14 protein-coding genes are annotated in these 25,551 nt (G+C 72.5%); 9 read left to right on the top strand and 5 right to left on the bottom strand.

All coding sequences use genetic code 11. The annotated features are described in order from the left end of the window. Positions 1-167: 167 nt before the first annotated feature. Positions 168-5,597, bottom strand: a complete 5,430-nt coding sequence (locus WBN91_RS31275) for a ThuA domain-containing protein (protein WP_337727810.1) — start codon at positions 5,595-5,597, stop codon at positions 168-170. A gap of 302 nt (positions 5,598-5,899) precedes the next feature. Here WBN91_RS31275 and WBN91_RS31270 point away from each other — a divergent pair, with 302 nt between their 5' ends. The 3 genes from WBN91_RS31270 to WBN91_RS31260 all read left to right on the top strand — a co-directional run bounded on the left by WBN91_RS31270 (position 5,900) and on the right by WBN91_RS31260 (position 9,581). Beyond that, positions 5,900-6,574 carry a class I SAM-dependent methyltransferase gene (locus tag WBN91_RS31270; protein ID WP_337727811.1) on the top strand — a complete coding sequence of 225 codons (675 nt, stop codon included), beginning with the start codon at positions 5,900-5,902 and terminating at the stop codon, positions 6,572-6,574. A gap of 107 nt (positions 6,575-6,681) precedes the next feature. After that, entirely contained in the window at positions 6,682-8,001 is a 1,320-nt protein-coding gene (locus tag WBN91_RS31265) for a jacalin-like lectin (RefSeq protein WP_337727809.1), read from the top strand. Then, on the top strand, positions 8,001-9,581 hold the full coding sequence (locus WBN91_RS31260) for a PHP domain-containing protein (RefSeq protein WP_337727808.1): 1,581 nt from the start codon (positions 8,001-8,003) through the stop codon (positions 9,579-9,581). The genes WBN91_RS31265 and WBN91_RS31260 overlap by 1 nt, the downstream gene beginning before the upstream one ends. Here the strand turns inward: WBN91_RS31260 and WBN91_RS31255 are convergent, their stop codons facing one another. Beyond that, positions 9,582-14,393: a trypsin-like peptidase domain-containing protein gene (locus WBN91_RS31255; protein ID WP_337727807.1), complete on the bottom strand. Its 4,812-nt coding sequence runs from the start codon at positions 14,391-14,393 to the stop codon at positions 9,582-9,584. A 111-nt stretch (positions 14,394-14,504) separates the two neighbouring features. On the opposite strand from WBN91_RS31255, the gene WBN91_RS31250 reads away from it, so the two are divergent. The 3 genes from WBN91_RS31250 to WBN91_RS31240 all read left to right on the top strand — a co-directional run bounded on the left by WBN91_RS31250 (position 14,505) and on the right by WBN91_RS31240 (position 17,683). After that, positions 14,505-15,206 carry a YwaF family protein gene (locus WBN91_RS31250; protein WP_337727806.1) on the top strand — a complete coding sequence of 234 codons (702 nt, stop codon included), beginning with the start codon at positions 14,505-14,507 and terminating at the stop codon, positions 15,204-15,206. An 84-nt stretch (positions 15,207-15,290) separates the two neighbouring features. Continuing rightward, complete coding sequence (locus WBN91_RS31245; protein WP_337727805.1) at positions 15,291-16,781, top strand: alpha/beta fold hydrolase; 1,491 nt, start codon at positions 15,291-15,293, stop codon at positions 16,779-16,781. A 107-nt stretch (positions 16,782-16,888) separates the two neighbouring features. After that, on the top strand, positions 16,889-17,683 hold the full coding sequence (locus tag WBN91_RS31240; RefSeq protein WP_337727804.1) for a cellulose binding domain-containing protein: 795 nt from the start codon (positions 16,889-16,891) through the stop codon (positions 17,681-17,683). Here the strand turns inward: WBN91_RS31240 and WBN91_RS31235 are convergent. The 3 genes from WBN91_RS31235 to WBN91_RS31225 are packed head-to-tail and all read right to left on the bottom strand — an operon-like array spanning position 17,665 to position 21,559. Then, positions 17,665-18,324, bottom strand: coding sequence for a YdcF family protein (locus WBN91_RS31235; protein ID WP_337727803.1), 660 nt, complete (start codon positions 18,322-18,324; stop codon positions 17,665-17,667). The genes WBN91_RS31240 and WBN91_RS31235 overlap by 19 nt on opposite strands. Next, positions 18,321-19,040 (bottom strand): peptidoglycan editing factor PgeF, encoded by a 720-nt coding sequence (gene pgeF, locus WBN91_RS31230; RefSeq protein WP_337727802.1) that lies wholly within the window; start codon positions 19,038-19,040, stop codon positions 18,321-18,323. Before pgeF ends, WBN91_RS31235 begins: the two co-directional genes overlap by 4 nt. Further along, on the bottom strand, positions 19,037-21,559 hold the full coding sequence (locus WBN91_RS31225) for an ATP-binding protein (protein ID WP_337727801.1): 2,523 nt from the start codon (positions 21,557-21,559) through the stop codon (positions 19,037-19,039). Before WBN91_RS31225 ends, pgeF begins: the two co-directional genes overlap by 4 nt. 192 nt (positions 21,560-21,751) lie before the next feature. Between WBN91_RS31225 and WBN91_RS31220 the strand changes: the two genes are divergently transcribed. Genes WBN91_RS31220 through WBN91_RS31210 form a run of 3 tightly spaced genes read left to right on the top strand, consistent with a single transcriptional unit; the run spans position 21,752 to position 25,402 of the window. Continuing rightward, complete coding sequence (locus WBN91_RS31220) at positions 21,752-22,588, top strand: vWA domain-containing protein (protein ID WP_337727800.1); 837 nt, start codon at positions 21,752-21,754, stop codon at positions 22,586-22,588. Then, complete coding sequence (locus tag WBN91_RS31215) at positions 22,585-23,331, top strand: protein phosphatase 2C domain-containing protein (protein ID WP_337727799.1); 747 nt, start codon at positions 22,585-22,587, stop codon at positions 23,329-23,331. The genes WBN91_RS31220 and WBN91_RS31215 overlap by 4 nt, the downstream gene beginning before the upstream one ends. After that, positions 23,294-25,402: a hypothetical protein gene (locus WBN91_RS31210; protein ID WP_337727798.1), complete on the top strand. Its 2,109-nt coding sequence runs from the start codon at positions 23,294-23,296 to the stop codon at positions 25,400-25,402. The genes WBN91_RS31215 and WBN91_RS31210 overlap by 38 nt, the downstream gene beginning before the upstream one ends. Positions 25,403-25,551 lie beyond the last annotated feature (149 nt).

Genomic DNA, 25,551 nt, shown 5'->3' with positions numbered 1-25,551 from the left:
CTTCGGGCAGGCCATACGGGGATGACGGAAGAAGCCCAAGTTGGGAGGTCTGCTGCGCGAGCCCTTCGAAAAGCGCGCGCCCTCCGCGCCCTGCGGGCGCGGAGGGCTGTGCGGGGGACGGCAGAGCGTGCCTGTGCCTCTGCCGTCCCGACTTGCGCATCACTCGTCTAGACGTGGTCCCAGCAGTCGTCCTTGCCCGGCTTGGGTGTGTACCTGCCGATGGCTTCGACGTTGCCCGCCACGTCGATAGACCGGTACTCCACGTACTGCTTGCCGTCCGGTCGGACCTTGATCTCCCCGCCCCGGTAGATCTGCCACTTGCCGCCCGAGATCCGGTACTCCGTGCGGGCCACGCCCGACGTCGCGTCGGTGGCGGTCAGCTTGACCCGGGAGGGGGACGAGCCGCGCGTGGCCTTGGTGACGGGAGGTGCGGTGTCGACCTTGACCTCGATCGACTGCTCTGCGGCCGTGTTGCCGGCGGCGTCGGTTGCCCGGACTGCCACCCGGTGGGTGCCGTCGCCCACGGACACCGGACCCGTGTAAGGCGTCCACGGGCCGCCGTCCACGCGTTGCTCCAGCACCGTGCCGCCGGACGTGTCGTCGGTGGCCGCTGCCGACACCAGTGCCCGTTGCGTCCACCAGCCCTCGGGGCCGGGGGAGTTGTCCGTCTTCACGGTGAGGCGTGGTGCGGTGCGGTCGACCTTGATGGTGGTCGACTGCTCGGCGGAGACGTTGCCTGCCGCGTCGGTCGCCCGGAACGACACCACCCGCTCACCGTCGTCGGCGAAGGACAGCGGTGCGGTGTAAGGGTTCCAGTCGCCTGTGCCCACTCGGTACTCCACCCGCACCGCACCCGGCTGGTTGTCGGTCGCCGACGCGGTGACGGTCACCGGAGCGGTCCACCAGCCGCCCGCGCCCGGCGTCGCCGGGGCGGTGGTCACCGAGAGCACCGGAGCGGTTCGGTCGGTGGTCACGCGGAAGTGGGCGAACTTGGCGGGCTTGGTGGCGAGTTGGCCGCCGCCCAGGGCGAACAGGCCGATCCGCGCACCGGCCAGGCCCGCGTTGACCACGGGTTCCAGCGACGTCCACTGCTGTCCGTCGGCGCTGTAGGAGCCGGTGTAGGTGTTGCCGGACTTGGCCAGCCGCAGGTGCCACACGCCCCCGGTCACGGTGGCGCTGGGTTGCGGTTGGCCGACCACGTCACCGCTCTCGGTGCGCAGTTCCACGGCACGCTGGACGGGCGTGCCGGCCTCGTTGACGGCGAGGTGGTCCAGCTTCACGTAGTTCGCGTCGTCCAGGTAGGCGATCAGGCCCGCCTGCTGGTAGCGCTCGTCGAACGCCGACGCGTCCACCTCGGTCTCGATGACCCAGTCGCCTTCGGGCGCGCGCTGGAGGATGAAGTTGCCCGGGGCGTCGGTCGCGCCGCCGTAGATGTCACCGTTGCTGGTGTCGATGCGCAGGCTGCCGTCGGCGACGGCGTAGTGCGCCGGGTCGGGTCGGACGACGGCGTTCCAGCGGCACCCGTCCAGCGCGGCGCCGGTGAAGTCGTCGTCCGGGTCCACCGTCGCGGTGTCGTCGGGCACGATGCTGAACCAGTCGAACTCGGCGTCCACCACCGGGCGGTCGCCGCCGCCGCCGACCAGCGAGAGCAGGCCGATCTTCGGGTTCACCATGCCCGCCAACGCCTTGGTCTGCGGCATCGCGGTGAACGCCTGCCCGTCCGCGCTGTAGGACGCGGTCAGGTTGCTGCCGTCGCTGGTGAACCGGACCCACACGGTGTCGGGGTACTGCGCGCCCAGCGGCGCGGTGTTGGACTCGCCGACCTCGTTGGGCGAGCCGTTCTCCTCCCGGATGAACTGGAAGATCCGGTTCGCCGCGTCGTCGGTGTCCGACCGGCCCTCCAGCACCATCTTGGCGTAGTTGTCGTCGTCGCCGTAGATCACCAGACCGGCCTGCTGGTAGGCGCGCCGCGCGGGGAAGCGCAGCTTGGCCGTGGCCTGGAACGGCCCGGCCGGCAGGTCTTGGAGCACGATGTTGGGCGTGTTGTTGGTGGTGCCGTAGATGTCGGAGGACGCCGACGGGATCACCACGTTGCCGTCGCGCACCGCGAGCTGCTGGTTCTCCCGCACGACGGTGGTCCACCGGCCGCGGTCGAGCTCGCCGCCGAGGAAGTCGTCCGAGCGGCCGGAGAAGCAGGTCACGTCGGGGGAGCGGACGGTGATCGGGACGGTCTTCGTGCCGCTCGCGCCACGCGAGTCGGTCGCGGTGACCTTGGCGGTGAAGGTGCCCGGCGCGGTGTAGGTGTGGCTGACCGACGCGCCCGTGGCGGTGCCGCCGTCGCCGAACACCCACGTGTAGCTGATCGGGGTGTCGCCGTCGGGGTCGGTGGCCGACGCGGTGAAGTCGACCTCCAGGGGCGCGGTGCCCGTGGCGGTCGAGGTGCTGACGTCGACCACGGGGCGCTGGTTGTGCGTGACACCGCGACCGGCGAACTCCACCCAGTTGATGTTGGCCAGGTAGCCGGTCGTCGAGGTGCCTTCCGGCCTGCGGGTGACGAAGAACAGCTCGGACCCGGCCGGGACGTCGTCGGCGATCTCGGCGGTGACGGTGGTCCAGGTCTGCCAGCCGCCGGTGCCGGCGAAGGTCGCCGTGCCCGCGAGCGGGCCGTCCGGCGCGCCGACGCGGACCTCCAGGCGACCGCCGTCGGACGCGCCCGCGACGCGGAACCGCACCTGGTCGATGCCCTGGAGCGTGGCCGGGCGCAGCGCGAACCAGTCGCCGTCGGTGATGAACCCGATGTTCTGGCCGCCGCCGGTGTCGGTGGTGGTCTCCCGCTGCACGCCCGCCGAGTCCTCGCCGATGCCGTCCGCGGTGCGGCCGGTCGCCGTGTAGAACTCGGCTTCCTTGTGCTTGGGCTGGAGGACGAGGATCGACTCGCCGGTGAGCGGGGAGGCGTTGTCGCCGCCCTTGTCGGTGTACTTCGCGGTGAGGACGCCGAAGATGTTCGCGCCGACGTGGCCCTCGTCGCCCGACATCACCGCCAGGCCCTCGCAGCCGCGGTACTGCTCGTAGCCGTGGGAGTGCTCGTCGTGGCCCAGGGCGGGCTGGGTGATCACTTCCTGGCAGTCGACCGTGCCGTCCTCGGCGTCGGTGACGGTCACCTTGTAGGAGACCTGGTCGCCGAAGTCGATGAAACCACCGTCCGCCGGCGCGGTCAGCGTGACCACGGGCGGGGTGTTGCCGACGACGATCCGCACGTTGGCCACGGCGGACCGGCCGCCCGCGTCGGTGACGGTGAGCCGTGCGGTGTAGTCGCCGTTGACGGTGTAGGTGTGGGACGGCGCGGTCTCGGTGCTGTCGGTCGTGCCGTTGCCGTCGAAGTCCCACGCGAAGGTCAGCGCGTCGCCGTCGGGGTCGCGCGACCCGGCCGAGTCGAACCGGACGGTCAGCGGCGCGTGCCCGGAGGTCTTGTCCGCCTTGGCCACCGCGACCGGGGCGCGGTCGCCGCGCACGTAGTCGATGCGGTAGACGCCGCTGTCGGCGTTGTTGCCGCCGAAGCCCGAACCCCACTCGATGATGTACAGCGCGCCGTCCGGGCCGAACTGCATGGCGTGCACGCGGTTGAAGGCCATCCCGGGCAGCATCCGGTTGACGTCGAACACGCTCGTGCCGTCCGGCGAGAGCTGCAACGAGAACAGCCTGCCGTCGTTCCAGTCACCCCACATCGCTTTGCCGTCCCAGTAGGCCGGCCACTTGCGCGCGGACTCCAGGTTCGGGTCGTACCGGTAGGTGCCGCCGGCCATCGGCGCGCCGCTGCCGCCGATCTCGGGGTTGCCCGTGCTGGTCTTGCCCTGCCAGATCTTCGTGCCGATCGCGGCGGGCAAGTCGGTGATGCCGGTGTTGTTGGGGGAGTTGTTCACCGGCTTGGTGCAGTCGAACGTCGTCCCGGACGCGCCGGTCGCGAAGTCGTAGTCCACGTACGGGGTGTTGTCGCCCACGCAGTACGGCCAGCCGTAGAAACCGGGCCGGTCCACGATGTTCCACTCGACGCGACCGTCCGGACCGCGCTGCGGGTTGCTGCTGCCCGCGTCCGGGCCGTAGTCGGCGACCTGGAGCTTGTTGGTCAACGGGTCCAGGCCGATGCGGAACGGGTTGCGGAAGCCCATCGCGTAGATCTCGGGCCGGGTCTTCTCCGTGCCGGGCGGGAACATGTTGCCCGCCGGGACGGTGTAGGTGCCATCGGCCTGCGGGGTGATGCGCAGGATCTTGCCGTTGAGGTTGTTGCTGTTGGCCGAGGAGCGCTGCGAGTCCCAGGCGGAACGGCCGGGGGTCTCGTCCAGCGGCGTGTAGCCGTCCGAAGCGAACGGGTTGGTGTTGTCGCCGGTGGTGATGAACAGGTTGCCGTCGTTGTCGAACTCCAGCGCGCCGCCGGCGTGGCAGCACTGCTCGCGCTGGGTCGTGATGGTCAGCACGACCTTCTCGCTGCCGGGCACGATCGCGTCGCCTTGCAGGGTGAACCGGGAGACCCGGTCGACGGCCTCGGCCCCCGCGGGCGAGTAGTACAGGTACAAGTGGTTGGAGGTGGCGAAGTCCGGGGCCAGCGCGATGCCCAGGAGACCGAACTCCTGTCCGGTGTAGACGTTCAGCGTGCCCGCGGTGACCACCGCGCCGTTGGTCCGGACGACGCGGATCGCGCCGTTGCGGTCGATGTAGAACACGCGGCCGTCGTCGGCGATCGCGAGCTCCATCGGGTTGGCGGTGGTGTCGTCGAGCGTGACCTTCTCGAAGGCGTTGGTGCGGGTGGCCGTGCAGTCGGCGTCCACGGCGCCCGCCGCGGTCTGGATGCCCTTGAGCAGGTGGTCCAGGAAGGCCTGCTCGGCGTAGGACTCCTCGGTGTGGCCCAGGCCGGTGTACCAGGAGCGCCCGCCGTCGAAGTCCTGGCACCAGGAGATCGGGTGGCTGGAGCCCATCGAGCCGCCGCTGTAGGTGGTCTCGTCCAACTCGGCCAGCACGTGCGCCTTGGTGGAGGGGTCGGCGCGGTAGTTGTACCACTCGTCGAAGCGCTGCCACGCCTGCGGCAGCCCGGCGGTGGAGGGGTGCGCGGGGTCGGTGACCTTGATGGTCGCGTTCTGCGGCGCGGGGTGGTCGACGAAGTAGGCGCCCACGAGGTCGCCGTACCAGGCCCAGTCGTGCTCGGTGTCGGCGGCGGCGTGCACGCCCGCGTACCCGCCGCCCGCCTTGATGTAGCGCTCGAACGCGGCCTGCTGGGTCGCGTCGAGGACGTCTCCGGTGGTGGAGAGGAAGATCACGACCTCGTACTGGGCGAGGGTCGCGTCGGTGAACGCGGCGGCGTCGGCGGTGTTGTCCACGGTGAAGCCGTGTTGTTCGCCGAGCTGTTCGATCGCGGCGATGCCCGCCTCGATCGACGGGTGGCGGAAACCCGCGGTCTTGCTGAAGACGAGGGCCTTGAACGTCTCGTCACCGTGGCCCGGGTGGGCCTGCGCCGGCGCCGCGAAGGCGACCAACGACCCCAGCAACGCCATGACGACGGCGGTGACCGACCACCGTCTGTGGCCGCGCTCGGACGAACTCCCCATTGAGGACCTCCACTCGATGGGCGCGCTGAGTCGCCACCGATTAGTCAGTTGACTAAACAAATTAAAGAGCGGTTTTTGGTGGGGTCAAGATCTGGCGGATGTCCACAACTCGCCACTTTCCGACCTGCTGGAAAGCGGGAATACCGCATTCGGCGGCTTTACCCGCCTCCCTCGCCACCGGACACTACGCGCCGTTACGCTCCAAGGCAGCCGATCGACCGGGGGGACGTGTGGGCGCGACGGAGCTGTACGACGACATCGGCACGGGGTACTCGTTGGGCCGCCGCACCGATCCGCGGTGGATGTCAGCCATCTCGAATGCGCTCGGCACCGCGCGGTCGGTCGTGAACGTGGGTGCGGGGACCGGGAACTACGAGCCGCACGACCGGGCGGTGGTCGCCCTCGAACCGTCCACCGAGATGATCCGCCAACGACGGCCGGGTGTCGGACCGGCCGTGCGGGCGGTGGCCGAGGCGTTGCCGTTGCGGGACCACGCCGCCGACGCCGCGTTGGCCGTGCTCACCGTGCACCACTGGTCCGATTGGCGGGCCGGGCTCGCCGAGTTGCGCCGGGTGGCCCCTCGACGGGTGGTGCTGGCCTACGACACCCAGCGGCACACGCAGTACTGGTTCGTGCGCGAGTACGTGCCCGAGATCGCCGACCTGGAGCTGACCCGGCCCTCCGCCGACGACATCGCGCACGAGCTGGGTGCGGACAGCGTCACGCCCCTACCGCTGCCGTGGGACTTCACCGATGGCGTGTTCCCCGCGTACTGGCGACGCCCGGAGGCCTATCTGGACCCGCGGGTCCGCCGCGCCTGTTCCGCCTTGGCGCAGACGGATCCCGACGCCGTCGAGCGCGGGATCCGCCGGCTGCGCGAGGACCTGGACAGCGGGCGGTGGCACGAGGTGCACCGGGACCTGCTCGGCCTCGACCAGTGGGATGCGGGCTTCCGGCTGATCGTGTCGCACGGCTGAGACCCGTTGCTTTGTGTACATGTTGTTGTCACCCCACATGCATATGAAAATGTTTCACGTGCCCCCTACCCTCTCGTCGTCAGGCTCGAACGATCCAGGAGCGTGCGATGAGGGTGGCCCGACTGGCCATGTGTGTTGTTGTCGGCGTGGTGGTGGCGGTGTTCCCAGGGACGCCCGCCGTCGCGGCGCCGCCGTCCAGCGGGGCGTTCTCCGTCCTCAGCTACAACATCGCCGGACTGCCGGAAGGGCTGTCCAGCGGCAACCCCGAGGCCAACACGCCGATCATCGGCCAGCGGATCAGGCCTTACGACGTCGTGCACGTGCAGGAGGACTTCAACTACCACGCCTCCCTGTACGCCAACAACACCCACCCGCACCGCACGCCCACCAGCGGCGGCGTCCCGTTCGGCGACGGGCTCAACACCCTGTCCGACCACCCGTACTCGGACTTCACCCGCGACAAGTGGGACCGGTGCAACGGCACGGACTGCCTGACCCCCAAGGGTTTCACCTGGTCGCGCATCCGCGTGGCCGAGGGCGTGCTGATCGACTTCTACAACGTGCACGCCAACGCGGGCACCGCCGACGCCGACCTGACCGCCCGGCGCGCGAACATCAGTGAGCTGTCCCGGTTCATCACCGCCAACTCGGCGGGCAACGCGGTGGTCGTCGCGGGCGACACCAACACCCGCTACACCCGCGCCGACGACAACATCCGGGAACTGCTCACCGCCAACGGCCTGACCGACGCCTGGGTGCAGGAGGAGCGGGGCGGCGTGCCGCCCGCCGCCGGCAGCCCGGCGATCGTGTGCGACGACCAGACCGTCAGCGACGCGTGCGAGGTCGTCGACAAGATCCTCTTCCGCGGCAACCGGTACATCACGCTGAGCTTGAGCCGCTACAGCAACGAGAACGCGGCCTTCCGCACCGCCGACGACAAGATGCTGTCCGACCACTACCCGATCGCGGCGGACTTCCAGTGGTCGCTCAACCCCGCCCTGTCGCTCAGCGACGTGTTCGGCGGACCGCACGGCACGCCGTTCACCGACGTCGCCACGGTTCCCTTGGCGCAGCGGGTCACCGGGGTCGGCATCCGCACCGGGTCGCGCGTCGACCAGGTCGGGCTCACGTTCGCCGACGGCACGTCGTTCACCCACGGGGGTGCCGGCGGCACTGCGCAAAACCTGGCGTTGGCCCAGGGCGAGTACCTGAAGTCGGTCACGCTCCACTCGGCGCAGAAGGACGGCCACACCCGGATCTTCCGCACCGCCTTCACGACGAGCACCGGCCGCACGCTGGCCGGCGGCAGCGAGACCGGGAGTTCCGTCACCTACACCGCGCCCGCCGGGTGGCAGATCGCCGGGTTCCACGGCCGTGCCGGCGCCGAGATCGACTCGCTCGGCGTGATCTACACGAGGGTGGCGTGATGGCGGGGACCGATCGGCGCGGGTTCCTCATCGGCACCGGGCTCGCGGCCGGCGCGGTGCTCGGCGGCTCGCCGGCGCAGGCGGAGCGGCGGGACGGGCTCCTGTGGCTCGCCGGCGACCACCACATCCACAGCCAGTACAGCAACGACGCGATGTACCCGGTGGCCACGCAGGTGGAACGGGCGGCCCGGCACGGCCTGAGCTGGCTCACCATCACCGACCACGGCAACGTCCCGTTCGCGACCTACAGTGTCCCGCCGCTGGTATCCGACATCGCGGCGGCGCGGCGCGACGACGTCATGGTGTTCACCGGGCTGGAGTGGAACATCCCGGCCGGCGAGCACACCACGTTGATGCTCGCGCCCGGCCGGGACGAGGCCGGTCTGTTGCAGGAGTTCGTCACCAAGTTCGACGCCCGGGTCAACGGCACCCGCGACGGCACGCCCGCCAACGAGGCCATCGCGTTGCAGGCGCTGGAGTTCCTGAAGAAGGCTGTGGCCGACCGCCGCGTCGACGACGCCCTGGTGCTGCCCAACCACCCGTCCCGGCTGGGCATCAACTCCCCGCAGGAGACCCGGAACTGGCGGGACACCGCGCCCGGCATCGTGATCGGCATGGAGGGCGCGCCGGGTCACCAGGCGGCCGGGCTGCCCGCGCCGGGCATGGCCCGCGGTCGTGGCCTGTACGACTCGTCCCCGGGCAAGTTCTCCTTCCCCGGCTACCCCGTCGAGAGCTACCGCACGTGGGGCGGGTTCGACTGGACGACGGCCACCGTGGGCGGCCTGTGGGACAGCCTGCTCGCGGAGGGCAAGCCGTGGTGGATCACCACCACCTCGGACGGCCACCAGGGGTGCGGCGACTGGGTGAAGAACCCGGTCGACAAGCTGGACCAGCAGGGCTACGACAACGTGCCGTACGACAGCGAGGGGCACACGTTCACCAACACCGGCCGCTTCCCCGACCCGGTCAACGCCGGCCGCCCGATCACCGAGTACAGCTCCTTCCCGCCCGGCACCTACAACAAGACGTGGGTAGGCGTCACCCGCCGCGAGTACCGCGAGGTCATGCAGGCGATGCGGGCCGGCCGGATGTGGGTCTGCCTGGGCGATCTCGTGTCGGGCCTGGACGTGCGACTGCGCCCGCGCGGGTCGCACGGCGTGCCGATGGGCGGTACCGCTCGCGTGCGACGCGGTCAGGTCGTGGAGGTCGTGGTCAAGATCGACCTGGCGGAACGCCCGAACTACGCGGGCCTCCTGCCCAAGCTGGCCAGGGTCGACCTGATCGTCGGCCGGATCACCGGCCCCGCCGCCGACCGCTCGACGCTCCACGCGCCGGACACGAAGGTCGTGCGGTCGTGGGAGGTCCAGCAGCGCGGCGGCACGGTGGAGCTGGTGCACCGGATCACCGTGGACGGGCCGTTCTACGTGCGGGTCCGGGGCACGGATGGCAAGCGGAGCGCACCCGGGTACCACGGCGCGGCGGTCGACCCGGCCGGTCCGGCGATGGACGTCCTGGGCCAGGCAGACCCGTGGGAAGACCTGTGGTTCTACTCGAACCCGATCTTCGCCACGACCGACTGATCACCGCAGCTCGACCACGGTGGCACCGTGGGCGTCCAGGACCGCCAGCCGGTTGTCCGCGCCGAACGCCAAGCCGAGCACCGGTTCGTGCCAGTCCACGAACCGGCGCTCGTCGCTCTCGACGTCGACCACCGTGATGAGACCCGCGGTGGTCGCCACCGCGCACACCACGCGGCCGTGCAGCCGCCCGAACGCGACCTCCGGTCCGGAGAACAGGCCGGCGGGCACCGAGACCTCGCACCGCAGCTCGCCGGACACCACGTCCACCACTCGCACGGCGTCGCCTTCCTGGACGGCCACAAACCCTTCGTCACCCCACCGTACCGGGAGGCCCCCGGCCGGCCCGACCACGACCAGGGTGCCGTCCTCGACGTCCCACACGCGCTCCGTCGTGCCCGAGCCGCCCGCGGCCAGCACGGCGCGCCCGTCCAGAACACCGGCGGCCATCGCGCCTTCGGTCTGCCTCGGTGCCATCGTGAGACGGTCCGGGACCGCGCCCGTGGGGTCGATCCGCATCACCGCGCCCTGTTCGAAGCCCACGCAGAGGATCGCGCCGTCCGCGGTCCAGGCCAGCGCGGTGACCGCCGGGCCTGGGTCCGCGGCGACCGTCCCCTCGCCGTCCGGCGAGTAGGGGCTCCACCAGCCGCAACTGCCGTCCGCCCAGCCCAGCCCCAACACCGGCCACTCGCCCGAGTGCCCCCAGGAGAGGGCGCTGATCGCGCTGTCGACGATGGGTTCCGCGTGGTGGTCGCCGTCCTCCCACGTGTTCCACAGCCGCAGCACGCCGTCGGCGCAGCCCGCCGCCACGACCAGCCCGTCCTCGGCCACCACGGCGGCCAGGGCGCCGACCGCCGAACCCGTGCCGGGCAGCAGGTGCGTCCGAGCCCCGTCCGACAGGCGGTGCACGCGGACTGTGCCGTCCGCCGTGCCGACGACGAGCTGCCCGTCCTCGGCCGTCAGCGCGTGGACCGCTCCGCCCGTGCCCGTGATCACGCCAGGTCGGCTGAGGTCCGCCGGGTTCCACAGCTTGACCAGGCCGTCTGCTCCACCGGTCGCCAACCGGGTGCCGTCGGGGTGGCCGAACCACACCACGGCGTGCACCGGGCCGTCGTGCGCGTGCTCGATCGGCTCCTCGGGCAGCCAGGTGAGGCTCTCGCTGGGTGACCACAGCGTCAGCGAGCCGGACGTGCCACCCCGCGCGATGGCGGCACCCGGGGCGATGATCCCGATGGCCGCCACCGACTCGGCGTCGACGTCGAGGTGACGCGCCCTTCGACCCAGGTCGCCCAAGTGCGCCAGGGTCTCGCCGTCGAACGGCCTCAGCGTGTTGTCGACCGCGCACAGCACGGTGTCCCGGCCGTCGGCCACCGCCGTGCGGAGGTGGCGGACGGGGTGGCTCCAGTCGGGCAGGTCGAGCGTCCGGGACGTGCCGTCCGCGGCCCACAGCTCCACCTCGGCCGGCGAGGCGGCGATGACCAGGCGGTCGCCTTCGGGCAGCCGCACCCAGTCGAACAGCAGGCGGTGGTCGGGCCGGGGCGGCAGTTCGGCGAGCAGGGTGCCGGTGGTCTGGTCCCACAGGCGCACCTCGCCTTCGGGCGTGCGGGTGGCCAGAGCCGCAGCGCCCCAGGCGATGTCCATGACGACGTCGTCGTGCGCGCTGAACGACGAAGAGCCGTGCACGGTCACGCGGCCGTCGGTCGAACCGACCGCGAGCAGCCGCCCGGTGGGGTCCCACGTCATCGTGGTCGCCGGCGGCTCGGTCGGGGCGGTGGCGAAGTCGGACCAGAGCGCGACGCGACCGCTCGTCCCGGCGCACGCCAGCACCGGGCGTCCCGCCACCTCGCCCCAGGCCAGCGCCGTCACGCCGCCCGGCAGGCGCAGCGAGCGCGTCTCGCCGTCCCAGACCTGGGCGTCGCCATCGGGGGTGGCGGTGGCCAGCACGGTCCGGCCGTCGACCTCGCCCCACGCGAGGGGCGCGACGCCGGGGAAGGAGGCGAGCACCGTGCCGTCGAGGTCCCACAGCCGCACCAGTTCGTCCTCGGCCGAGCCCGCGAGCACGTCCCGGCCCTCCCAGCGGCCCCACGCGAGGTCGGTGACGATGCTCTCGGGCACGTCGATCCGCCCGATCTCCCGGCCGTCGGACGGGTCCCACAGCCGCAGGACGCAGCCGCCGCCGGGGCTGACGAACCGCCCGTCCCAGCCCACCCAGGTCCGCGGCCCGGTCAACAACCCGTTCGGGGCTTCCCCGAGCAGTTCGTCGTTGCCGCTGGTCACCAGCACCGGCCGGTCCGCCGGTCCGCCCAGCGCCACCGGACCGACCCAGACGTTGGTCGACAAGGTGAACAAGGGCATGCCGTCCGCCACCCGCCACGCCCGCACGTCACCGGACTCGGCGCGCAGCACCACCGGTTCGTCGAGGCGGCCCCACCCGCGGAAGTGGTCGGCGGCCAGGGTCCCGCGCGGTCCGGCGGGCAGGTCGTCGGTGGTCCACACGCGACCGGCCCCGGTGCCCCGCTCGACGACCTCGGGCCGGTCGGGCCGGTCGAGGTCGCGGAACTCCAGGGTGCCGTCGGCGTAGTCGGCGACCAGGACGGTCGTGCCGCCGCGCTCGACCCGGTCGAGTCCGACGAGCAGCGGCTTGCCGCCGAACGAGTCGAGCAGCGTGCCGTCGACCGGGTCCCAGCACAGGATCGCGCCGTCGACCTGGCCGCAGACCACCACCGGCTTGCCACCCAGCCGTGCCCAGGTCACCGCGCGCACCTGGAACGGGGTGCCGATCAGCACCAAGCCCGGGGTCGACCCGACCTCGGGCACGTGCACGGGCACGAAGGGCCGGCCCGGCGTGCGGAGGCGGTCGGCGACGGCGTGGTGGCCCAGGCGGCGGGCGACCAGTTCGAGGTGGGCGGCGTTGTGGTCGGGGGTGCCGGTGAGGGCGTGTGCGGCGGCGCGGTAGACGTCGGCGAATGCGCGGGCCTCCGGGCTTCGGACGCGGTCCAGCACGCGGACCAGGGCGTGGCGTTCGGCCACCACCAGGAAGTCCGGGTCGGTCACCAGGTCGTCCAGTGCTCCGGCTACGGCGGCGTGTGCGGCGAGGTGGCGGCGTGCGTAGTCGCGGGCGTGGCGCCAGCCGCCCCGTGTCCGGGTGTCCTCGACCAGGACTTCGGTGATCGTGCGTTCCACGAGGACCCCGCCGTCGAGGTCGCGCAGGTGGTCGGTCAGGGCCTGGTGGAACAGGGCGTACACCGGTTCGCCGTCGGAAGTGTGCCGCTCCAGCACGTAGGAGGTGGCGGTGCGCACTAGGTCGTCCAGGTCGGAGCGGCTCACCGTTCCGGTGTAGGCGCGGGCGACCGCCTCCCACAGGTCCAGCGGCAGGCCGGGGTGGCGGCCGTGGGCCACGAGCCGGAGCAGGGTCCGCGTCCGGTCGGGGTCGGGGAGCTGGGCCAGGTACTGCCGCATGGCCTCGTCCACGTCGGTGGGGAAGGACTGACCGGCGTCGGCCACCGGCTCTCGCGACCGGGCGTGCGCGGTGAGGCCCGCGACGAGGAAGCTCGACCCGCTGCGCCGGGCGATCGCCTCGGCCACCCGGCGCGCGGCGGCGGGCTCGGCGCGGTAGGTGCCCTCCAGCAGGAGGCCCTCGGCGTGCTCGACGAGGTCGGCCGGGTCGAAGAACGCGGGGTCGTCCAGGTCCGTGCGGGGTGCGTCGCCGAGTGCACGTAATAGCGAACTCCGGTGACCTGGCCGCGTGCCCACCAGGACCCGCACCAGCCCGGTGTCCGCGAGGGGACGCAGCAGCCGCACCGCGATGGCCCGCGCTTCGGCCGCCGTCACGGCCTCGTCCAGGGCGTCCACCACGACGACCATCGGCTCGCCCTGTTCGACCAGGTCCGCGATGAGCTCCTCCGGGTCGGCTGTGTGCCGGTGGAAGCGGGAGAGCGTCCGGCACGCGCCCGCGAGGTCCAGGCCGGTGCACCGGAACGCGAGGGACACCGCCCCGGCCAGTGCCTCGGACTCGTGGCGTGCCGGGTCCGCCAAGGCCACCAGTCGGGCCAGCACCGAGGACTTGCCCGCGCCGGGTCCGCCGGTCACCACGTGCAGCGGGTCGCCGCCGGTCACCCAGGCGACCAGCCGGTCCAGCGCGGCCCGCCGCCCGGTGAAGTGCTGCCCCGGCTGGGAATCGCGGTGCACGCCCCGGCTCCGGGGACCCCAGTGCGCCCGCAGGTCGGGGTCGTGGTCCAGCCGCCACCCCACCCACGGCCGCAGCGGTGGCCACAACCGGCGCAGGGCCTCCACCGGGATGGCGTAACCGGTGCGCAGGTCCCGCATTCCCTCGCGCGCGGCCACGATCCCCACGACCGCGCCGAACTCCTCGTCCCACAGCGGTGCGCCGGAGAACCCGCGGTCGACCGCGAACCCCACCGTCGACTCGGCCTGCACCTGCACCCACCCCGACCCCGCCGCCCCGACCACCACACCCCGCGCGATCACCCCGCCGTCGTGGCCGCGCGGGAAGCCGTGCACGCGGAAGTGGTGCCCGGCCGTGCCCGCCGAAACCCGCAGCGGGACAGGGGAAGCACCGGCCGGCGGCTCGGCGAGTTCCAGCACCGCCACGTCGTCGTCCGGGAAGAGCCCGCCGGGTAGGACGCGAGCGGTCAGGGGCGGGTGGTCCACGAACGGGAAGTCGACGGTCACCTCCGCCGCACCGCCGAGGACGTGCGCACAGGTGACGATGTGCCGGTCGGTGCACAACACACCACCGCCGACGAGTGCGCCCCGAATCCGCACCAGCCACGGCGGCCGTTCCCAGCCCGCCACTCAGAACCTCCCCAGATCGACCGCCGGAGGAGAAGTCGACCAGAACCGGCCCGCCGCCGCCAGTGGTGCCCGGCGGGTTGCGGCGCGGGCGGGGGCGGGTACACCCGGCGGGTGGCGTTGACGCCGGTCGCCGGTGGGTTCACCCCTTACGGCCCGTCCCACTGGGTCGTGCTGGGGTTGTTCGCGGTGGGCGCGGTGGGGTTGGTCGCGTTCGGGCGGGCGTACCGGGGGTCGGTGCGGGCCAGGCGGTTCGAGCGCGGGTTCGCGGTGGTCGTGTTGGCGCTGCACCTGGCGATCCAGGCCTACTTCACGACCCCGCCGCGGTGGGACATCACGCATTCGCTGCCCTTGCAGCTGTCCGACCTGGCCGGACCGATCGCCGCCATCGCCCTGTGGACGCACCGGCCGTGGGCCTGCGCCCTGACCTACTACTGGGGGCTGACGCTGAGCGTGCAGGCCCTGATCACGCCGGTCCTGCGCGGGCCGGACTTCCCGGACTGGCGGTTCCTGCTGTTCTGGGGCACCCACCTGTTCACGGTGTGGGCGGCGGTGTTCCTGACCTGGGGCGCCGGGATGCGGCCCGACTGGCGCGGCTACCGGCTCGCCGTCGTGGTGACCGTCGGCTGGGCCGCGGCGATGTTCCTGCTCAACCTCGCCCTCGGCTCGAACTACGGCTTCCTCAACCGCGCCCCGGAAACCGGCTCGGTGCTGGACCTGCTGGGCGACTGGCCGTGGTACCTGCTGCCCGAGGCGGCGCTGGTGCTCGGCGTGTGGGCGCTGATGACGCTGCCCTGGGCCGCCCGAAGGAGCTGACGCGGGCAACCAACCCGCACCGGCGTCGTTACCTCCACAACGGGGTTCACACCGCCGTGAACGCCCGACGAAGTGGAGGAGCCGATGCGCATCCTGACCACCCTCGCCGCGGTGGTGGCCGCCTCTCTCACAGCCGCCGTCCCCGTGACGGCTGCCGAGTCGCCGCAGCACATCTGCATCGCCGGGGTGCCCGAGACCGACCCGTTGGCGGCGGGGCCGGTGGACCTCTGCCTGACCGTGTTCAAGCCGGCGGGCGCGTCGAAGGACCACCGGGTGCCGGTGCTGCTGCACAGCCACGGCTGGGGCGGCAGCCGGACCTCCGCGCCCGGGTCGTTCCAGCGGTACCTCGACGCGGGCTTCGGCGTGGTGAGCATCGACCAGCGCGGCTTCGGGCAGAGCGGCGGCAAGGCGCACGTGCAGGACCCGGCGTTCGAGGGGGAGGACGTCATCCGGGTCGTGGACCACGTCGCCACGCTGGACTGGGTGCGCAAGACCGGCGCCGACGACCCGGTGCTGGGCGCGATCGGCGGCTCCTACGGCGGCGGCTACCAGTTCGCCGGCGCGTTCACCGAGATCATGAAGACCGGCCGCACGCGGTTCGACGCCCTCGCGCCGCAGATCACGTGGCACTCGTTGAACACCAGCCTCGCCCCGCGCGAGGTCGTCCGCACAACGTGGATCACCGCGCTGTACGCCGCCGGCCTGGACGCGCACACGACGACCGTCCACGCCGGCTACGCGGAAGGACTGCTCACCGGCGACTGGCCCGCCGCGATGGACGACTTCTTCCGCGACAACGGCCCGGCGTTCCACGTCGCGGCCGGGCGGCGGCTGGACATCCCGGTGCTGCTGCACCAAGGCCTCAGCGACAACCTCTTCCCGCTGGACGAGGCCATCGACAACTTCGACCGGGCGCTGACCCCACGAGCCCGGGCGCAAAGCCTGTTCGTCGGCTACAACGGCGGCCACGCGCTGCCCAACGCCGTCCCCGCCGGCTACGCCGTGCCCGGCGACGCGTGCCCCGCCCGCCTGGGCGTCACCGACTACGACACCCTGGAACTCCGGTTCTTCGCCGAGAACCTGCAAGGCGCGCCCCGCACACTGACCGGCCACGGCCGCTACCACCTGATGACCGCCGAGGGCGGCTGCGTCAGCGTGGACTCGGTCGCGCCGAACACGTCCTACCGCGTCCCCCACTTCGCGACCAGCACGGTCACCCCGCACGTGGTCAAGATCGCCGATGGCCCGCTGACCGTCGCCGGGTCGCCGTGGGTCGACGCCCGGGTCACCGCGCTGGGCCTGGACAGCCGGGCGTTCCTCGCGTTGAGCGTGGGCACCTCACCGTTGGATGCGAAGGTCATCCAGAACAACGTGCTGCCGCACCGGGAAGTGGGCCTGACCTTCGGGGCGCGGCGAAGCATCGAACTGCCTTCGGTAGCCGCGACGATCCCGGCGGGCCAGTCGCTGTTCCTCACTGTGAGCCCGGTGTCGGACATGTTCCTGTTGCACGGCAGCCGAACGCCGCACGCGATGGTGTTCGAGGACGTGGCCGTGCGGGTGCCGGTCGTGCGGTAAACCGAAGCGACAGCGGTGGTGCGGCGCTCCATGCTTTGTCCTGTCGGGCAGAACGATGTCGTGCGCCGGACCACCGCCACCGGTCGCACACGGCCAGAGGAGTGACAGTGGTCCGTCGGATGGCGGTTGCGGGCGCGTTGGCGGCGTTGGCGGTGAGCTTGGTGGGCGCGGCCCCCGGCCACGCGAGAACCGACGTGCCGGAGGTCGTGGTCGACCACGGCAGCGGGGGTTACGCGGTCATGCCCGGGTCGGGCACCGCGGTGGTGAAGGTGTCGTTGTCGGCTCCGCCGACGACCTCGACGACGCTGACCATCGCACGGGACGTGCCGAGCCCGGTGTTCGTCAGTTCGCGGCACACCCTGACCTTCACGCCGGCCGACTGGAACGTCCCGCAGTCCGTGCGGATGATCTCCTTGCAGGGCTTCGGGTTCGGCGAGTTCACCATCACCGGGCCGGGTGTCGTCGGCGGGGTGATCCGGGTGTACTCCAGCACGATCCCGTTGCCGCCCAACGTGAACCAGGCGTGCCGGGTCACGTTCTCCGTCCAGGGCTGGAACAACGGCTTCGCCATCACGGCGACCGTGACCAACACCGGCCCGACCCCCATCACCGACTGGACGTTGACCGCACTGTTCAACGGGAACGAGAAGGTGCACTCCGCGGGGACCCTCGACTGGGGGCAGTACGGCCGGGGCGCGGCGTTCAGCGCGCCGTCCTGGTCGCGCGGGCTCCAGCCCGGGCAGTCGGCGAGCCTGGGCTTCTGGGGCAGCACCACCCAGCCGATCTACGTCCCGTCCCTGCGCTGCTTCCCCGAGCCCTACCTGCTCCCGACGCCGACGCCGACCACCACGCCGACCCCGACCAGCACGCCGACGCCCGCCGGTCAGGTGGCGAGGACGTAACGGTCGAAACCCAGGCGCACCAGGCCTTCGTACGCGTCCCACACCTCGGGCGGGATGGGCATCGGGGCTTGGTAGCCGAGGTCCGCGTAGACCTTGATGCGTTGCAGGTCGCCGACGATCAGCTCGATCGTCCGGCGCTCCGAGGCGTCCCGCGCGGTGTACTCCGCGAACGACACGGGCGGGGTGCCGACCGACCAGTCGACCCCTGGCCACTGCGCGAGAGCGGTGGCCAGGGCGCGGCGGGCCATGTACGGCTTGGCCACCAGGATCGCGCTGGAGATCCGGATCCCGGCGCGGGTCAGGGCGGCGCGGCTGAGGGTGATGTTCTCGCCGGTGTTGGTCGCGGACTCCTCCAGCAGCATCGCGGAGCGGGGGACGCCGCGGTCGGCGGCCAGGTCCGCGAACACCGACGCCTCCGACCGGTCCCAGCCCTCGGTGACCTTGCCCCGGCCGCCGGAGAACACGACGAGCGGCGCGCGGCCGGCCGTCCACAGGTCGGCGGCGTGCTCGGCCACCCGCAGGTCGTGGCTGCCCAGGACGAGCAGGGCGTCGGCGGTGGTCGGCGGGTCGGCGAGGCGGTGGTAGTCCCACAGGACCTCGGCCAGGGCGCGGGCGTCGGCGGTGAGGGGAGGTTCGGTCACGCGTCCAGCCAGATGTAGGCCCCGAACCGCCCGCTGGGGCGGTCGCGGCGGTGGGAGAACAGCTCGGGCGACTCCATCGTGCACCGGCTGTCGTGCCGGACGTCCGCGACCCCGGCGGCGGCCAGCTGCGCCGCGACACCGGCCCGCACGTCGATCGCGGGCGTGCCCCGCCGGGTCGTCGACCGCGCTTCGGGCAGCAGCAAAGCGAACTCGTCGCGCATCTCGGCCGGTACCTCGTAGCACAGCCCACAGGCGGTGGGGCCGACCAGCGCGGTCATGCGACCCGGGACGGCGCCGTGCCCGACCATTGCCCGGACCAGGGCGGGCACCACACCCGCCGCCGTGCCGACCCGTCCCGAGTGCGCCGCGCCGACGATCCCCGCCTCCGCGTCCGCGATCAGGACGGGCGCGCAGTCGGCCACCAGCACCGCGAGCGCGAGGCCCGGCCGGTCGGTGAACACGGCGTCGAGCGGGGGAGAGGTGTGGCGGTGCGGTTCGGTCACGTAGGCGACGTCGGTGCCGTGCACCTGGTGCATGAACACCACCCGGTCGGGGTCGATGCCCAGTTCGGTCGCGGTCCGCCGGCGGTTGTGCCGCACGGTCTCCGGGTCGTCGCCGACCGCGCCACCGAGGTTGCGGGTGGCGAACGGGGCCTTGCCCACCCCGCCGGACCGGTCGGTGATGGCGACCCGCACCCGTTGCGCCAGGCGCGTCACGGGCGCCCCCCGAGGTCGTCGAGCAAGGTCAGGATCTCCTTCGCCTTGGCGTCACCGAGTTCAGCGGTCAGCGGCAGGGCCTGCGCCAGGTGCGCCCGAGCCCCGTCCACGTCGCCGACCCCGTGCAGGCAGCGGGCCACCTCGGCCAGCGCCGTGACCACGCCGCTGGTGCTGCTCACCTCGTCGCGGTAGACCGACAGCGCCTCGCGGGCCAGGTCGACCGCGTCCCGGCCCCGGCCCGCGCGCCGCACCACGGAGGCGAGTTCGGCGAGCGCGCCGCCCAGGCCGAACAGATCGCGGTTGGTCCGGTAGGTCTCCAGGGCGTCGCGCAGCTCGGCCTCGGCGTCGTCGTAGGCGCCGGTGTTGGCCTTGAGCCGGGCGGTGACCCGCCGCACGTCGGCCAGGCCGGCGGCGCTGTCCACGCCCGCGAAGATCTCGGCGGCCTCGGCCAGCAGCGGGAACGCCTCGTCCGTGCGGCCGGCGAGGTCGAGCGCGGAGGCCATGTTGTTCAGGGTGTTGGCGATACCGCGCTGGTCACCGGTGCCGCGGTAGATCGCCAGCGCGCGGGGGTAGTAGCGCAGCGCGGTGTCGTAGTCGCGGTGCAGCCGGTGGATCACCCCGATGTTGGCCAGGCTGCGGGCCTCCCCGAGCGCGTAGCCCAGCTCCCGGTACAGCTCGATGGCCCGCCCGTGGTGCTCCTGCGCGGCGGCGTAGGTGCCCTTGACCCGGTGCACCATCGCGATCATGTAGTGCGACTCGGCCTGGCCGAAGCGGTCGTCCAGGGCGATGTACTCGGCCAGCGCGTGTTCGTGGGTCTCCAGCGCGCGTTCGTACTTGCCGTTGCCCCGGTGGCACAGCCCGGCCCGGTTGAGCATGTCCGCCGCCGCGACCGGGTCGCCGAGCAGCGCGTAGGTCTCGCGTGCGCCGAGGAACCCGTCGACTGCCCCGGCGTGCTGGCCGCGAGCGCTGTTGATCTCGGCGACCCGCGCCGTCATGTCCGCCGTCGCCCGCCGGTCGTTGCTCAGGCTGGCCAGGCTCAACCCGAGCGCGTAGCTGTCCGCGGCGTCCTTCAACCGGGTGACCAGGCCCAGGTAGTGGGCCATCGCCCGGGGGATGCGCCACAGGTAGGACTGGAGGTCGAACTCCGAGGCCATGCTCCGGCAGGCCAGCAGGTTCTCCGATTCCAGGCGGTACCAGTCCACGGCGGCCTGTTCGGAGGCGAAGTCGTGCGCCTGCTCGGGCGCTTCCGCGACGTCGTCGGCGATTGGTCGGTGCGGCATGAGCGCGGCGTGCGCGGTCAGGGCGGTGTGCAGGTAGTAGTCCAGGGCGCGGGCGGTGGCACGCCGGCGGTCCGGGCGGCTGTCGGTCTCGCTCGCGCACTCCCGGGCGTACTCGCGCATGAGGTCGTGCATCCGGTAGCGGTGCCGCGCGGTCTCCCGCACCAGGCTGTAGTCCACGAGCCGTTCCATCGCCTCCAGCCCGACCCGCCGGGGCACCCCGCCCAGCGCCGCCGCGACCGGCAACCCCAGCTCGCCCGCCGGGTGCAGGCCGAGCCGGCGGAAGACCCGCTGCTCCACGTCGGTGAGCCACCGGTAGGACAGCTCGAACGCGGCCCGCACCGACACGTCCTCGACCCGCATCGCCGCCAGCCGGGTCTGCTCGTCGCGCAGTTCGGCGAGCATGTCGGCCAGCCGCCACCCCGACCGCGCGCCCAACCTCGCGGCGACCAGCCGCACGGCCAGCGGCAGGCGCCCGCACAGGTGCACGATCTCGTCGGCGCTCGCCGGGTCCTCCCGGGTCCGCCGCTCGCCCACGACACCGGTGAACAGGCTGACGGCGGCCTCGTGCGGCAGCACGTCCAGGCTGTGGGTGGTCAGCCCGCGGGTGCGCAGGCCGTCGAGGCGCCGGCGGCTGGTGATCACGACCAGGGAGTCGGTGGTGCCGGGCAGCAGGTGCTCGACCTGGGCGGTGGACGCGGCGTTGTCGAGGACCACCAACACCCGCCGCCGGCTCAACTCGGCCCGCCACACCTCACCCCACTCGGCCGTGCTGGCGGGCGTGCGCACCGGGGTGGCCTTGAGGGCGGAGAGCAGCCGGGACATCGCCTGCGCTGGCTCGACCGGCGGATCGGTCGCGGAGTGCGCCTGGAGGTCGATGAACAGCCGCCCGTCCGGGTACCGGTGGGCGACCTGGTGCGCGAGCTGGACGGCGAGCGCGGTCTTGCCGATGCCGCCCATGCCGTCGATCGCGTGGATGGCGAGCGCGCCTTGACCCGAGGCGATCCGCTCGGCCAGCAGCCCCAGTTCCTCCTGCCGGCCGGTGAAGTCGGCGAGCGGGGCGGGCAGGTTGTCCGGCCCACGCGGCTCCGGCTCCGGCGGTTGCTCGGGCGCGGCGTGGAGGTGGATGTCGCCGTGGACGACCGCGGCCTGCACGGCCAGGACGGTCGAGGCGGCGACGTCGTTGTGGACAGGACCCAGCGCGGGACCACCCGGCATGCCGCTGTCCTGCCCAGTCGTCATCCGTCCCGCCCGCAAGTCACCGGATCACCGAGGATAGTCGACCAGTCACCCTGCGAGACCGCAATTCGCGCGGATGCCGCTCTCCGTGGTGGGGAACCGCGCCGCCCCCGGGGTTCGGCATGATGTTGTGGCGGTGCGCCGTCGGTCGAGGACCGCCGGGCCGCGTTCCGGGAGATCGCACATGGGGGTTTCGTGACCTACTCGGCCGAGATCAGTCGGGCCAACCCGTCCTGCTTCGTGTTCCTCGTCGACCAGTCGGCGTCGATGGACGACCCGATCGGTGGCGGCGCGCGGCAGCGGAAGGCCGAGGTGGTGGCCGACGCCATCAACCGGCTGCTCGCCGAGTTGAGCGTGAAGTGCGCGAAGGAGGAAGGGGTCCGCGACTACTTCCACGTCGCCGTCCTCGGGTACGGGCACACCGTCGGCTCCGCCTTCACCGGGCCGCTGGCCGGGCGCGACCTCGTGCCGCTCAGCCAGGTCGCCGACCAGCCGGCCCGGGTGGAGAAGCGGGTCAAGAAGGTGCCCGACGGCGCGGGCGGGCTGGTGGAGACCACCACGAGCTTCCCCGTCTGGGTCGACCCGGTCGCCAACGGGGCCACGCCGATGTGCCGCGCCCTGGCCCGCGCCGAGTCGCTGGTGTCGGACTGGGTGGCCCGGCACCCGGACTGCTTCCCGCCGATCGTCCTCAACCTCACCGACGGCGAGTCCACCGACGGCGACCCCGCCAGCGCGGCGTGGGCGGTGCAGACGCACGTCACCGCCGACGGCGCGGCGCTGCTGTTCAACCTGCACGTCTCGGCGACGAACACCGCCCCGGTGACCTTCCCCGACACCGACGTCGCCCTGCCCGACCCCTACGCGCGCACCCTGTTCGGCATGTCGAGCCTGCTGCCGCAGCACATGCGCTTCTACGCGCTCCAGCAGGGCGTGGCGGCCGGCGAGCTGGCCCGCGGGTTCGTCTACAACGCGGACATCACCTCGGTGGTGCAGTTCCTCGACATCGGCACGCGGGCCACGGAACTGCGTTGACGACCCTCCGCGTGCCCAAGCGGGGCAACACCGAGCGGGAGTGCGAGGACTCCGGCCGGGTCCGCGACACGGGCGGGACCGTGCTCGCCGCCGTGGCCGACGGCGCGTCGGAGAGCCTGCTGTCCGGCGAGTGGGCCGACCTGCTCACGGCGTCCCTGCTCGACGCCGCCCCGGACGTCCTCGACGACGCCGACCGGTTCGCCGCGGCGCTGGTCGACGCCGGCCGGTCCTGGCGGGCGTGGCTGGACGACTACGTGGCCGGGCGCGAGGCGGCCGGCCGCCCGATCGCCTGGTACGAGCAGCCCAAGCTCGACCGCGGCCCGCACGCGACCGTCCTGGCCGCCCGGTTCGCTTCCGGCCGCTGGGACGCCGCCGCCCTGGGCGACAGCTGCCTGTTCCACGTCCGCGACGACCGCCTGGAATGCGCTTTCCCGCTGGTGGAACCCGGGCAGTTCGACAACTCGCCCCCGCTGGTCAACGCCTTCACCCGGGACACCGCGCTGCTCGCCCGGCACGTGCGCACCGCGTCGGGGCGCATCGAACCGGGTGACGAGTTCTTCCTGTGCACGGACGCGATCGCCGAGTGGTTCCTGCGCGAAGCCGGGGCTGGCCGGCGGCCGTGGCGGGTGCTGCGCGGGTTCGCCGCCGACCACGACGGGTTCGCCGCCTGGCTGGACGCGGTGCGGGAGGAGGGGTTGATGCGCAATGACGACGTCACCGTCGTTCACCTGGACCCCGGATGACGGACCCGGCCGCGCCTTCCCGACCGGCGCCACCTACGTCGACGCCCTCCAGGACACCGCGCTGTGCTTCCGCGACACCGACCTCGCCGGGGCCGAGGTCCAACTGGACGCGCTGGGCCGCCCGCGTGCCATCTCCGGCAACTTCGCGGTCGTCTTCTCGCTGACCGTCGCCGACGGCACCCGGTACGCGGTCAAGTGCTTCACCCGCGAGGTCCGGGAGCAGGCGGCGCGCTACCGCGCGATCGGCGAGCACCTCGCGGGCCTCGACGACGACTGGATCGTCGGCTTCGACTACGTCGACCGGGGCGTGCTCGTGGCCGGCGAGTGGTACCCGGTGCTGCGGATGCAGTGGGTCGAGGGGATCGGCCTGATCCGGTGGGTCGAGCGCAACCTGGAGGACCCGGCGGCCCTGGCCCGCGTCGCCGAGCGGTTCGCCGAGCTGACCGCCCGGCTCGCGTCGGCCGGCGTCGGGCACGGCGACCTCCAGCACGGCAACGTCCTGGTCACCGGCGACGGCGTGCTGAAGCTGGTCGACTACGACGGCATGTACGTGCCCGCGCTGGCCGGGATGGCCGCCACCGAGAACGGGCACCGCAACTACCAGTCGCCCGACCGCACGGCCGCCGACTTCGGCCCGGAGATCGACCGGTTCTCCGCGTGGGTGGTCTACCTGTCGCTGGTGGCGCTGGCGGTCGACCCCGCGCTGTGGCGGCAGCTGCGCGACGAGGACGCCGAGCACCTGCTGCTGGCCGAACCGGACTTCACCGACCCGGCGGGGTCGTTCGCGCTGGCCACCCTGACCAGCCACCCGGACCCGGGCCTGCGCGCGCTGGCCCGCCGCTTCGAGGACGTCCTGCGGGACCACCGCGCCGCGCCGCCACCGCTGCGCCCGCTGGACGACGTCCAAGCCGGGGTCGCGGCGGGCGCCGTCCTGCCGTCGTGGCTGGCGGACCGTCTCGAACCGCACATGCCGACCCCGCCGCCGGTGGTCCGGTTCGCCGACCGGCCGAAGGCGCGGACGCTGGCCTCGTGGTCGCTGATGGCGTTGGTGCCGCTGGGCGCGCCCCTCGGTTTGGTAAGCGAGGTCGTCGCGGCGGCGGACGCCCTCGCCGTGGCGGCATGGACAACGGCGACCTACGACCGCACTCCCGAGCGACGCGGCGCCCGTGCCGCGCGTGCAGAGCGCCGCCGCCTCCGCGCCGCCCTGGACTCGGCCACCGCCCGCGTCGCGCGGCTGGAGGAGGAGCACCGGCGGCTGACCGAGCGGGCCTTGGACCTCAAGGAGGAGCAGGACGACAAGCGCCGCAACCTCCAGGTCTGGCACAACACACGGCTGGCCGCGCACCGCGAGTCGGTGAAGCAGCGACTCGACCGGATCGACCGCGACCGCCGGGCGGCGCTGGCGCGGGCCCACGCGGAGGAGCAGCGGCTGCTGGCGTTGCGGCAGAAGCAGCACGTGCGGGCGGAACTGGCGAAGTCGTCGCTCGCGGAGACCGACATCGAAGGCCTGTTACCGGCGCAGGTCGCCAACCTCCAGGCGGTGGGCATCCGCACCGCCGCGGACTTCGTCGGCGTGCACCACGAGCTGGACGGTCCGAGCCCGCAGGCCATGTTCGTGCTGACCAACGGTAGCCGGGTGCGCGTCGGCGGGGTGCGGTCGGCGCAGGCGTCCCGGATCGACCAGTGGCGTGAGCGCTTGACCCTGGAAGCCACCCGCAGCCGCCCCACCTACCTCACCGCCGCCGACCGCAAACCGTTCCGCGAACGCTTCGAAACCGAGAGCGCCGCACTGGACGTCCTGCGCGACCAGGTCATGGAGGAGGCCAAGAAGGGCGAACGCGACCTGATGGAAACCCTGCGCGTGGAACAACTCCTACTGGCCGACGAACGCAAAGCCGCCAACACCGCCCTCACCAGAGACCGCGTGACCCATGACCGGGAATCCGCGCAAGCGGAGAGGGACCTGGAACTCGCCCGCCGCGCCGCCGCCGAGGCCACGGCACAGGCCGACGCCTTCCACCTCGTGAACTACCTGCGGTACCTGCGCTTCACCCTCACCGGCAAGAGCTGACGCGAACGGCTGCCACGTGCTTTCCGCCGAAGGCGTGCTTTCCGCCGAAGGCGCTACGCCCGAAGGGCGGGAGGCTCTTGCGTTCCGCCAAGCGGCAGCGACCACGGGAAGGGCCTCGGTTTCTTTCCCCGTCCGGCCTGGGCGAAGCC

The organism is Saccharothrix sp. CCNWYY140 (assembly GCF_037401995.1).
Taxonomy (GTDB): Bacteria; Actinomycetota; Actinomycetes; order Mycobacteriales; family Pseudonocardiaceae; genus Actinosynnema.
Note: the sequence above shows the minus strand (reverse complement) of the source record. Positions and strands in the feature narration are given on the sequence as shown.

Excerpts from the sequence above, each read along its gene's own strand:
- WBN91_RS31265 (WP_337727809.1), top strand. The coding sequence starts at position 6,682 with ATGAGGGTGGCCCGACTGGCCATGTGTGTTGTTGTCGGCGTGGTGGTG.
- WBN91_RS31225 (WP_337727801.1), bottom strand. The coding sequence starts at position 21,559 with ATGACGACTGGGCAGGACAGCGGCATGCCGGGTGGTCCCGCGCTGGGT.
- WBN91_RS31270 (WP_337727811.1), top strand. The coding sequence starts at position 5,900 with ATGTCAGCCATCTCGAATGCGCTCGGCACCGCGCGGTCGGTCGTGAAC.
- WBN91_RS31210 (WP_337727798.1), top strand. The coding sequence starts at position 23,294 with ATGACGACGTCACCGTCGTTCACCTGGACCCCGGATGACGGACCCGGC.
- WBN91_RS31260 (WP_337727808.1), top strand. The coding sequence starts at position 8,001 with ATGGCGGGGACCGATCGGCGCGGGTTCCTCATCGGCACCGGGCTCGCG.
- WBN91_RS31245 (WP_337727805.1), top strand. The coding sequence starts at position 15,291 with ATGCGCATCCTGACCACCCTCGCCGCGGTGGTGGCCGCCTCTCTCACA.
- WBN91_RS31275 (WP_337727810.1), bottom strand. The coding sequence starts at position 5,597 with ATGGGGAGTTCGTCCGAGCGCGGCCACAGACGGTGGTCGGTCACCGCC.